General features: G+C 60.1%; 8 protein-coding genes, 1 pseudogene and 1 riboswitch. Of the genes and pseudogenes, 4 read left to right on the top strand and 5 right to left on the bottom strand.

What is annotated here, in order from left to right:
• Positions 1 to 441: aminotransferase class I/II-fold pyridoxal phosphate-dependent enzyme (locus tag NW835_RS13350; protein WP_414415534.1), on the top strand; the 441-nt coding region annotated here is incomplete at its 5' end.
• Positions 442 to 510: 69 nt separating this feature from the next.
• Entirely contained in the window at positions 511 to 2,136 is a 1,626-nt protein-coding gene (locus NW835_RS13345) for a peptide chain release factor 3 (protein WP_414365285.1), read from the top strand.
• A 137-nt stretch (positions 2,137 to 2,273) separates the two neighbouring features.
• On the opposite strand, the gene NW835_RS13340 is transcribed toward NW835_RS13345, so the two are convergent.
• Positions 2,274 to 3,155 (bottom strand): SDR family NAD(P)-dependent oxidoreductase, encoded by an 882-nt coding sequence (locus NW835_RS13340; protein WP_414365258.1) that lies wholly within the window; start codon positions 3,153 to 3,155, stop codon positions 2,274 to 2,276.
• A 416-nt stretch (positions 3,156 to 3,571) separates the two neighbouring features.
• On the opposite strand from NW835_RS13340, the gene NW835_RS13335 reads away from it, so the two are divergent.
• Positions 3,572 to 4,063, top strand: a complete 492-nt coding sequence (locus NW835_RS13335) for a hypothetical protein (protein ID WP_414415550.1) — start codon at positions 3,572 to 3,574, stop codon at positions 4,061 to 4,063.
• Positions 4,064 to 4,110: 47 nt separating this feature from the next.
• On the opposite strand, the gene NW835_RS13330 is transcribed toward NW835_RS13335, so the two are convergent.
• Positions 4,111 to 6,654, bottom strand: a complete 2,544-nt coding sequence (locus NW835_RS13330; protein WP_414415533.1) for a DNA gyrase/topoisomerase IV subunit A — start codon at positions 6,652 to 6,654, stop codon at positions 4,111 to 4,113.
• A 149-nt stretch (positions 6,655 to 6,803) separates the two neighbouring features.
• On the opposite strand from NW835_RS13330, the gene NW835_RS13325 reads away from it, so the two are divergent.
• A complete protein-coding gene (locus NW835_RS13325) occupies positions 6,804 to 8,207 on the top strand; it encodes a phosphoglucomutase/phosphomannomutase family protein (protein ID WP_414415532.1) in 1,404 nt (467 codons plus the stop codon).
• A gap of 84 nt (positions 8,208 to 8,291) precedes the next feature.
• On the opposite strand, the gene NW835_RS13320 is transcribed toward NW835_RS13325, so the two are convergent.
• The 3 genes and pseudogenes from NW835_RS13320 to NW835_RS13310 all read right to left on the bottom strand — a co-directional run.
• Positions 8,292 to 8,684 (bottom strand): VOC family protein, encoded by a 393-nt coding sequence (locus NW835_RS13320; protein WP_414366821.1) that lies wholly within the window; start codon positions 8,682 to 8,684, stop codon positions 8,292 to 8,294.
• A gap of 148 nt (positions 8,685 to 8,832) precedes the next feature.
• A complete protein-coding gene (gene thiC / locus NW835_RS13315) occupies positions 8,833 to 10,200 on the bottom strand; it encodes a phosphomethylpyrimidine synthase ThiC (RefSeq protein ID WP_414370597.1) in 1,368 nt (455 codons plus the stop codon).
• A gap of 5 nt (positions 10,201 to 10,205) precedes the next feature.
• Positions 10,206 to 10,307, bottom strand: a riboswitch (TPP riboswitch).
• A 21-nt stretch (positions 10,308 to 10,328) separates the two neighbouring features.
• Positions 10,329 to 10,526: pseudogene (locus NW835_RS13310) on the bottom strand (RNA-guided endonuclease TnpB family protein); the annotation flags it as partial.

The raw sequence follows: 10,526 nt of genomic DNA, 5'->3' as shown, positions 1-10,526 counted from the left end.
TGGCGGATTGGCTACTTGGCGGGACCCAAGCCCATCATCGACGCCGCCATCAACCTGCAAAGCCACAGCACCTCCAACGTCTGTACCTTCGCCCAGTACGGCGCCCTGGAAGCTCTGACCAGCCCCCTGTCGGCGGCGGCGGTGGAAAAAATGCGCCAAGAATTTTGGCAGCGGCGGGATCTGATGGTGCAGGGGATCCGCGCTCTGCCGGGGGTGACTTGCCCAGAGCCGGAGGGGGCATTCTACGTGTTTCTCAACATTGGCCAAACCGGCTTAAGTTCGGTGGAGTTCTGCCAACGGCTGCTCAAAGAACAGCAGGTGGCCGCCGTGCCGGGGGTGGCCTTCGGGGCAGATTCCTACATTCGCCTCTCCTATGCCGCCGATCGCACCACCCTGGAAAAAGGACTGGAACGGCTGCACCACTTTCTCTCCTCCCTCTGAAAGGGAGGGACTCGAGGCCGCCGGCGCGCTGGAAGAGCAGCGGGATTGAATTAGAGGAGCCTCTCGATGATGAAAGAAGTAGACCTAGCCAAAGCCATCCAGCAGCGGCGCACTTTTGCCATTATTTCCCACCCCGATGCCGGGAAGACCACCCTTACGGAAAAGCTGTTGTTGTACGGGGGAGCCATTCAGGAGGCTGGGGCCGTGAAGGCCCGCCGCGCCCAAAAGCGGGTTACCTCCGACTGGATGGAGCTGGAAAGGCAGCGGGGCATTTCCATTACCTCGACCGTGTTGCAGTTTGACTACCGCAATATTCGCCTCAACTTGCTCGATACTCCCGGCCACCAAGACTTCAGCGAAGATACCTACCGCACCCTGGCGGCGGCTGATAACGCTGTGATGCTGGAAGATGCCGGCAAAGGGCTAGAACCCCAGACCCGCAAGCTGTTTGAAGTCTGTCAACTGCGGAAGCTGCCGATCTTCACCTTCATCAACAAGATGGATCGCCCCAGCCGGGATCCCTTGGAGCTAATGGACGAAATTGAGACTGAGCTCGGCCTCAAGCCCTATCCTGTAACCTGGCCGATTGGCTCAGGGGAGCGCTTTACAGCTTTGTTTGACCGACGCACGCAGGAGTTTCATTTCTTTGAGCGGGTCTCGCGGGGACGGCTGCGGGCCAAAGAAATGGTCATCAAGCTGGGGGATCCGCAAATTGAAGACTTGATTGAAAAAGATCTCTATTACCAATTCAAAGAAGAGCTGGAGCTGTTGGATGGCCTCATGCCCAGCTTGGATCTCAAGCAGGTTCATGCTGGCAAGCAAACGCCGGTCTTTTTCGGCAGCGCCATGACCAATTTTGGGGTGGAGCTGTTTCTCAATGCGTTTCTGGAGTATTCTCTACCGCCAATGCCCCACGAGAGCACGGCAGGGCTGATCCCACCCGAACATCCTGAGTTTACCGGCTTTGTCTTTAAGCTGCAGGCCAATATGGATCCCCGCCACCGGGATCGCCTTGCTTTTGTGCGCATCTGCTCCGGTAAGTTCGAGAAGGACATGGTGGTCAACCATGCCCGCCTCAACCGCCCCATCCGCCTCTCCTATCCCCAAAAATTGTTTGCTCAAGAGCGCATCTCCATCGATGAAGCCTATCCTGGCGATGTCATCGGCCTCAACAACCCTGGCATCTTCAGGATTGGGGATACCCTCTACACCGGCCCGAAGTTGCGCTACGCCGGGATCCCCAGCTTTTCGCCGGAGCTGTTTGCCTATTTAAAAAATCCCAACCCCTCCAAGTTTAAACAGTTCCAGAAAGGGGTATCAGAGCTGCAGGAAGAGGGAGCGGTGCAGATGATGTACTCCCTCGACGAGTCCAAACGGGATCCGATTGTGGCCGCAGTGGGCCAGTTGCAGTTTGAGGTGCTGCAGTACCGCCTGGAACATGAGTACAACGTCGAAACCCGGCTGGAGATGCTGCCCTACACGCTAGCCCGCTGGGTAGAGAATGGCTGGGAAGTTCTGGGGAACATCCCCAGCCTGTTTAACACCCTTATCGTCAAAGACATTCAAGATAGGCCCGTTCTTCTCTTTAAAAACGAGTGGACCTTGCAGCAATTTATCAGCAGCAATCCCAAAATCAAGCTAAGCAAAATCGCCCCCCTTGAGGATCTCAGTCCAGAGTCCAATGGCAGCCCGTAGAGGCATTGTGAACGCCTCCCGCCACTCATCTTGTTGAGTAAACACAATTCACCAATACAGTACCAATACAGTGCGGAGCTTCCCGCCGATTGAGCTCAAGGGGATCCCTGCTGCAGCTTGTGTCCACCAACCAGTGACTAGGCCGATTTGGATTTGGGGGATCCCAGGGCATCCAGGCCGTAGACGCGCCGCCACATTTGATCGGCCAGAGTGGCGGGCAGCAGCCGCATCAGCCCCAGCGCCAGCTTGCCGCCCGTAAAAGCGGTGTAGCGGTCGGAAGGGTGGGGATCCGTCATGGCTCTCAGGATCGGCTCCACCACCTTCTCCACCGGCCAGGCCATGTTGTTGAACGAGCTGGCCAGATCGGCAGTTTTGTCCAAGATCGCCTTGTAGGGGCCATTTGGGTTGACAACGGCGGCAAAGGTCTCTTCAGCCACGCGGCCAAACTCGGTGGCCACCGGCCCCGGCTCGATCAAGATAACCTTGATGCCAAAGGGGGCCACCTCCACCCGCAGGGCGTCGCTGAGGGCCTCCACGGCAAACTTGGTGGCGTTGTAGACGCCGCTGAAGGGCATCGAGATCTGGCCGGCGACCGAGCTGAGGTTGAGGATGCGGCCACTGCCCCGCTCCCGCATCTGGGGCAAGAGGGCGCGGGTGAGGGCGTGCAGGCCAAACACGTTAACCTCAAACTGGCGCCGCATCGCCGCCACATCCACCTCTTCCACTGGTCCCATCTGGCCATAGCCGGCGTTGTTCACCAGGATATCCACCCGGCCAAAGTGATCCAGAGCCTTTTGGGCCAGCGCCTCCACCTGGGCCGTGTCGGCCATGTCGGTGGGCACCACCAGCGCTTCTGTCCCCTGCTTCTCCACCAAGTCCTTGACGTTTTGTAGCAGCCTCTCTCGGCGGGCCGCCAGCACCAAGCGGGCCCCGCGTTTGGCCGCTTCCAGGGCAACGGCCTCTCCAATGCCGGCAGAGGCTCCGGTGATCAGCACCACTTGATTGGCGAGTGAAGGCATGGCTTTCTTCCCTGCAAACTTTTTCCATCCTAGAAGGATTTCCGGGATCCACGGAGAGAGGCGGCCTCGCTCGTTGGGCTGCGGTGTTGGATATTGGCAGGGCGCTGGGCCGCTGTTTCTGACTCAAGGGGTGCTCTGACAGAGGGATGGATCCCTGCGGCCCAGAAGCTGCTCAGATGGTTTTTTGCGCCCAGATTGCCAAGGGGGGCTGGGAAAAGCGATATGATTGAGGCACCACTCACTGGGACAAACTCCCACGCTGGAGTGTACGCTTAAGCCGATGCTCGATGTCCTTGCCGCAGATACGAGGTGCAGTGACCGTAAGGTATTTCCGCAGGCGGGCTAGCCGGAGCCGATCTTCCTTGCCGGAGGAGCGCTGGGCTCTCGCCGAGGCTTGCTTGGATCGATTGCTCAGAGTGGCGGAAGCCAACCTAAGGGCCAATTCCGAGCTGCGCCAACAGCAGCAGGAGCAGCAGCGACAACTGGAGGCCGAGCGCCGCCACAGCGAAGCTCTGCGTGATGCCACCGCCGATTTGCGCACCAGCGTAATGGAGTTGCGAGAGGGGCAAGCCCTTTGGCAAAACCAGGTGGACGAGCTGCGTACCTGTTTGCGGGAGTTGCTTAGGGAACAGAGCGAGCTGGTGCGGATCATCGCCCAGCAGCAGCACATCCTGAAGGACTGTAAGGAAGTCATCCGCGCCATTCTGGAGCAAATGCGGGATGACCACCGCGACTTCCGCTCCGCCATCGGCATTTTGCTGGAGGAACTGCACCAAACTGTGCGCTGTTTGGTTCTCAAGTCAGGTGGCACTCTTCCCAAGCCTGTCCGCCATCCTGAAGCGCCAGAGGTGGATCCCGGCTCCCAGCCGACCGATTCTGCTTCGCTAGGGGATGGCTCTCTGTCCTAGCAGCCCAGGCTTCTGCCTTCCCCGAACGCTGCACGTGGCCTGCAGAGCTATCCAATCTCGCCCTCCGGCTGCGGCCAAAACAGGTGCAACTCCTTGACCCGTTCCCCCTTGACCAAGAGGGATCCGCCACCCTCTCGCTCTTGCAGCGGGATTTCGGCAGGGGAGAAGGAGTACAGCCGCTCGGATTCGGTGAACAGATCCACTTGCAGAGAGGGATGGGCTTCTAGGTCAGCGGGCAAGCCGACCAAGCCCACCAGGGCATCCCCTTTGTCGGAAAAGCGAAAGGCCGTGACGCCCACCTTGCCCCGCTCCCCAGTTGGGATCTCGCCCAGAGGCAGCCGCTTCAGATAGCCCGACCGACTGGCCAAAATCAGGATCCCCTTGGGGGGCAGCAGCGCCATCCCCACCAGCTGCTCGGCACGTCCCAGGCGCAGGGCCGGTGTGCCCACAGCCCCTCGACCCATGAGTGGGATCTGCTCTGCCGGCAGGTGCAGTACCCGCCCGCCGGAGGTGGCGAGGACAACGCTACCGTCCTGCAGGCCGGGATCCCAAAGGGCCGCCCAGCCCAGCTTGTCCCCTTCTTTGAGTTTCAGGACGGTGGATCCCCGTTGGCTAAGGCCCATCAGCTCCGCCAGGGCCACCCGCTTGATCCGCCCCTGCCGGCTGAGCACCACCAGGCTGGCTTCGCCGGGAGAGTGCTCCGCACCGCTGACGCGAACGGGATCCAGCGGGAAGGTGGCAACGATGGGTTCGGGACTGGGGAGAAGGGTGACCAGAGGTACCCCCCGCGAGGAGCCGGTGCTGAGCGGGATCCCTTCGCTGGGCACGGTGAAAGCTTTGCCGCTGGCGGTGAGCACCAAGATTTCCTGCTCTGGGGTCACGCATTCCAGGCCGACCAGAACATCTTCTCCCAATTCCCGTTGCGCCGGATTGCTGCGGGAGCGAGGCCCAGGCAGAGGCAGGCGGCGCACGTAGCCTTTGCGGGTAAGTTGCAGCAGGAAGCGGGTGTCTTCGCCGGCTTTGCCACTGGGGATCTGGGCCTGTTCTGCCTCCAGCTCGGCTTCCGAAAGGATCTGGGTACGGCGCCGGTCGACAAAAGTTTTCTTCAAGTGGCGCAGCTCTTTTTTCAGGTAATTCAAGAGCTTGCGGCGATCTTCCAGCAGCCCCTGCAGCTCGGCGATGCGGGCCTGCAGCTCGGCCTGCTCCTGGTGCAGGCGCTCCCGCTCCAAGGTTGTCAGGCAGCGCAGGGGCATGGCCAAGATTGTCTCCGCCTGTTGGGGGGTGCAGCCCAGGCGAGTTTGCAGTTGGGCTTTGGCCGTGGCGCTATCGGGGGCTTGCCGCAGCAGGTCGATCACCCCCTCCAGATCGGCCAGGGCCAGCACCATCCCTGCCACCTCTTCGGCTTTGCGCTGTACCCGCTGCAGTTCGGCGCGAAACATCCGGTTGAGAGTGGCCTCGCGGAATTGCAAAAAGTGCTGCAAAATCTGCTTCAAGCTGAGCTGCTGGGGTTTTCCCTCCACCAGGGCCAACAGGATTACCCCAAAGGTGCTCTGCAGGGGGGTGAGCTTGTACAACTGCTGCAGAACTGCCTGCGGGTTGGCCTCCCGCTTCAGCTCCACCACCACGCGAATGCCGCTGCGATCCGACTCATCCCGCAAGTCGGCAATGCCGCTGAGGCGGTCTTGGGCAACCAACTCCGCCACTTTCTCGAGCCAGGCGGCTTTGTTCACCTGGTAGGGAAACTCGGTGATAACCAGGGCGGGCCGGCGGTGGCGTCCTCTGCCCGGCTGGATCTCCTCAAAGCGGACCACTCCCCGCAGGGTGATGGAGCCGCGCCCGCTGAGGTAGGCTTCGCGGATCCCTTGGCTATCAACGATTTGGCCGCCGGTGGGAAAGTCCGGCCCTGGGATCCAGCGCAACAGCTCTTCAGGGCTGAGATCGGGATGGTCGATCAAAGCCAGCAGGCCGTCCACGACTTCTCCCAGGTTGTGGGGCGGGATGTTGGTGGCCATGCCCACGGCAATGCCGGCAGAGCCGTTGAGGAGCAGGATGGGCAGGCGGGCCGGTAGAACGGTGGGCTCCGCCTGGGATCCGTCGAAATTGGGCAGAAAGTCCACAATTTCTTCGGAGATCCCCTCCAGAAGGGCTGTGTGGCTCAGCTCCGCCAGCCGACACTCGGTGTAGCGCATGGCCGCCGGCGGATCGTCGTCCACCGAGCCGAAGTTGCCGTGCCCCGCCACCAGGGGGTAGCGGCTGGAAAAGTCTTGTGCCATGCGCACTAGCGCGTCATAGACCGCCTGATCCCCGTGGGGGTGATATTTCCCCAGCACGTCCCCCACTACCCGCGCACACTTGCGGTAGGGGCGATCCGGCGTCAGGCCCAGCTCGTGCATGGCGTAGAGGATGCGGCGATGCACCGGCTTGAGGCCATCCCGCACATCCGGCAAGGCCCGCCCCACGATCACGCTCATGGCGTATTCCAGGTAGGAGCGTTGCATCTCCCCCTGCAAATCGGTAACGATCACCCGCCCTGAACGGGATCCCCCATCCGATCCAAATCCCAGTCCGTCGAGAGTGAGTTGCTGAGTCATGGCTCATTAGGAGCGGAACGCTTTCCAGGTTACTGTAGCTGTTTCCGCAGCTTTTGCGAGCTCACCCAGCCGCTGCCGTTTTTGAAATGGGGGGGTGTGGTGGCGGCTCCGCCGTGCTAAGTGTAGTCGGGGTGGATTTGGGTGTAACCATGGTTGAGAACTCCATTCGCTTTGGCACCGACGGCTGGCGAGCTGTGATTGCCGATGGCTTTACCTTTCAGAACTTGGGCATTGCCGCCCAGGCCAGCGCCCAGGTGTTGGCCCGCACCTATCCCGGCGCCGGGATCCTGATTGGCTACGACAACCGCTTTCTCTCAGAAAAATTTGCTGCCCACGCTGCCGAGGTGGTGGCCCGCTTGGGGATCCCGGTTTATCTCTCTGCCTGTGTGGCCCCGACACCGGCCTTTAGCTGGGCAGCCAAAGAGCGCGGCTGCCATGGCGCCTTGGTGATCACCGCCAGCCACAACCCGCCCCACTATTCCGGCCTCAAGGTCAAGGGGGGGTTTGGCGGCTCTGTGCCTCCGGAGGTCACTGCTGCCATCGAGCAGGAGCTGCACAACCTGCAACCTCTCGGATCCAGCCCAGCCCCCATCGAAATCTGGGATCCCTGGCCCGGCTATCTGGCTCAGCTCAGTCGCTTTGTGGATCTGGAAAAGCTCAAAGGATCCCCGGCCAAGATCTGGGTGGATGTCATGTTTGGCTCTGGGGCTGGGGGCCTCAGGCGCCTCTTGGGAGAGAAGGTGATTGAATTGCAGGCGCGTCGGGATCCCCTATTTGGCGGCTTCTCACCGGAGCCGCTGCCGCAAAACCTACAGACCTCTGCCCAGATCATCGCGGCGGATCCCGCCCCGTTAAAAGTGGGTCTGGTCTTTGATGGCGACGCCGACCGCATTGCCGCCCTCGACGGGCAAGGCCGCTTTCTCAGCCCGCAGATCCTCATTCCCATCCTGATCGACCACTTGGCGGGGCGACGCGGCCTGCGGGGCGAAATCGTCAAAACCATCAGTGGCTCGGAGCTATTCGTGAAGGTGGCCGAGCGCTATGGCTTGCCGGTTACGGAAATGCCCGTGGGCTTTAAATACATTGCCGAGCGCATGATGACCACCCAGGTGTTGCTGGGGGGAGAAGAATCGGGTGGCATCGGCTATCTGGGCCACATCCCCGAACGGGATGCTCTTCTCTCTGCTCTGTACTTGATCGAGGCCGTCACCGAAACCGAGCAAGATCTGGGCGACCTTTACCGAGCTTTGCAGGAACGAGAGGGGTTCATCTCCGTCTACCAGCGCCGCGACCTGCACCTAGGGGATCAAAACCAACAAACCCAGCTATTCCAACGGCTACGGATGGATCCCCCCCTTGAGATCCTGGGGCAGAAGGTCATCAAGCATTTTGACAAAGACGGCCACAAGTTTACCCTTGCCGACGGCAGTTGGGTCATGATCCGCGGCAGCGGCACCGAGCCCCTGCTGCGGCTGTACTCAGAAGCCAGAACCTTGGAAGAAGTGAACCGTCTTCTCGATTGGGCAGATGGGCTGGTCAACAAAATTGCTTAGGGCTACGGGAGGACCCCCACAGCCCCTAGCTTGTTTGTGCGCGATGGCAGTTCAGAGCTTGCGCCGCCTTTTTCTGGTTAGACCTCAAGCAGTTGCCTCGGCTGGCTTAGCCTTAGCTTGGTCAAAAGTGCCTGGCGGCTCGTACAAAAACTCAAACAGGTTGCCATCGGGATCCTTGCCATAGAAAGAGGCAGTGCCATCCCGATGGCTGTGAATGGCCCCTACCGGGATCCCTTGGGCTTGCAGGCGGCGATGCTGCTCCTCCAGCTCCTCCATGGTGCTGAAGACAAAGCCAAAGTGCGGCCCTGCTGCCCGGTAGCCCGGCCCCAACAGCGCCAGCCCATCGTCTCCGGCTTTCATGTAGGCCCAGTCGGGATCCTGCCAGACGTTGACCATGCCCAGCTTTTGGTAGAACTCCACTGCCTTGGGGATGTCTTCTACCCGGATGGCGACATGCCCGAGTTGCCTAAGTGCCATGGTTCTCTCTCTGCTCAATGGAGCCAACTGCAAGGGTTCTCCTGTAATCCAGCATAGCTTGGGGGAGGATCCCCTCTCCACTCCCCAGCGAGCAGAGATGGGATCCAATCAATTTCAACCTCATGTCAAGCCAAGGCCAGGCCAACGCTTAGGCTGTTGGCTGGGTGGCCAGGAATCGTTCTAGCTCGCTCAAAGCTTCTGCATCCATTTTGGTTTGCATGGGGCAGAACTTCGGCCCGCACATCGAGCAAAACTCCGCCGTTTTGTAGATATCTGCCGGCAAGGTTTCGTCGTGATATTCGCGCGCCCGCTCTGGATCTAAAGACAACTCAAATTGTCGGTTCCAGTCGAAGTTGTAGCGGGCTCTGGACATTTCGTCATCGCGATCCCTGGCCCCAGGACGGTGGCGGGCAATATCGGCAGCGTGGGCGGCAATTTTGTAGGCAATGAGGCCGTTGCGCACATCCTCGGCATTGGGCAAGCCCAGGTGTTCTTTGGGGGTTACGTAGCAGAGCATCGCTGCCCCGTACCAGCCGGCCAAGGCCGCCCCAATGGCAGAGCTGATGTGGTCATAGCCGGCGGCAATATCGGTTACCAGCGGCCCCAAAACGTAGAAAGGAGCCTCGTCGCACTCCTCCATTTGCTTGCGCACGTTAAACTCAATTTGATCCATCGGCACGTGCCCAGGCCCTTCCACCATCACCTGCACATCGTGTTCCCAGGCCAGGCGGGTCAACTGTCCCAGGGTTTTCAACTCCGCCATCTGGGCCTCGTCAGAAGCATCGTGCAGACATCCGGGTCGCAAAGCATCGCCCAGGCTAAAAGAAACATCGTATTTTTTGAAGATCTCAATGATGTCGCGGAAGTGGGTGTAGAGCGGATTTTGCTTGTGGTGGGCCAACATCCAACGGGCCAGGATCCCGCCTCCGCGAGAGACAATTCCGGTTAGACGGTTGCGCACCAACGGCAAGTGTTGGATCAGGATCCCGGCATGGATGGTCATGTAGTCCACCCCCTGCTGGGCCTGCTTTTCGATGATATGCAAGATATCCTCTGCCGAGAGTTTTTCGACATTGCCATGCACACTTTCCAGGGCCTGGTAGATCGGCACCGTGCCAATGGGCACCGGAGAAGCTTGGATAATGGCCGTGCGAATTTCGTCCAAGTCGCCGCCGCCGGTGGACAGATCCATAACGGTATCGGCGCCGTATTTGATGGCCAATTTCAGCTTTTCCAGCTCCTCGGCCAATCCAGAGGAAGTGGGGGAAGCGCCGATGTTGGCATTGACTTTGCAGCGGGAGGCGATCCCGATGCACATCGGCTCTAGGTTGGTGTGATGAATATTGGCAGGGATGATCATGCGGCCCCGCGCCACCTCTGAGCGGATCAGCTCCGGTGGCAGGTTTTCCCGCCGAGCCACGTAGTCCATCTCTTCTGTAATCACGCCCTGCCGGGCAAAGTGCATTTGCGTTACATTTGCTTGCCCACGCCGACGGGCAACCCATTCGCTGCGCATGTTGTCAACTCCAGTGCTCGCTTTCCTACGCTGGTATGACCCAGATCAGGTTCTGAGGATGTAATCTCAGCCTGGGGCAAAACCCCCAGACACTCCTAGCGTGCTGTGATTCTATCACCGAAAGTAAACTACCTGACTCCGACCGCTAAGCGGTACGGAGCGGGCTTTCCGTAGCCCTGCAGTTGGCAAGCCAACCACGGGCCTCTGGGCCGGTTTACAGCGACCCCCAAAAGCGCAATGACGTTAGCACCGTTAAAATCCGCATCCCCTTCCCAACCACAGACCGGGTTCACACAGCGAAAACGCTTCCCTTCCCGTTGCCCAAT

The sequence above is a fragment of the Synechococcus sp. OH2 genome, from assembly GCF_047462155.1.
GTDB lineage: Bacteria > Cyanobacteriota > Cyanobacteriia > Thermostichales > Thermostichaceae > Thermostichus.
Note: the sequence above shows the minus strand (reverse complement) of the source record. Positions and strands in the feature narration are given on the sequence as shown.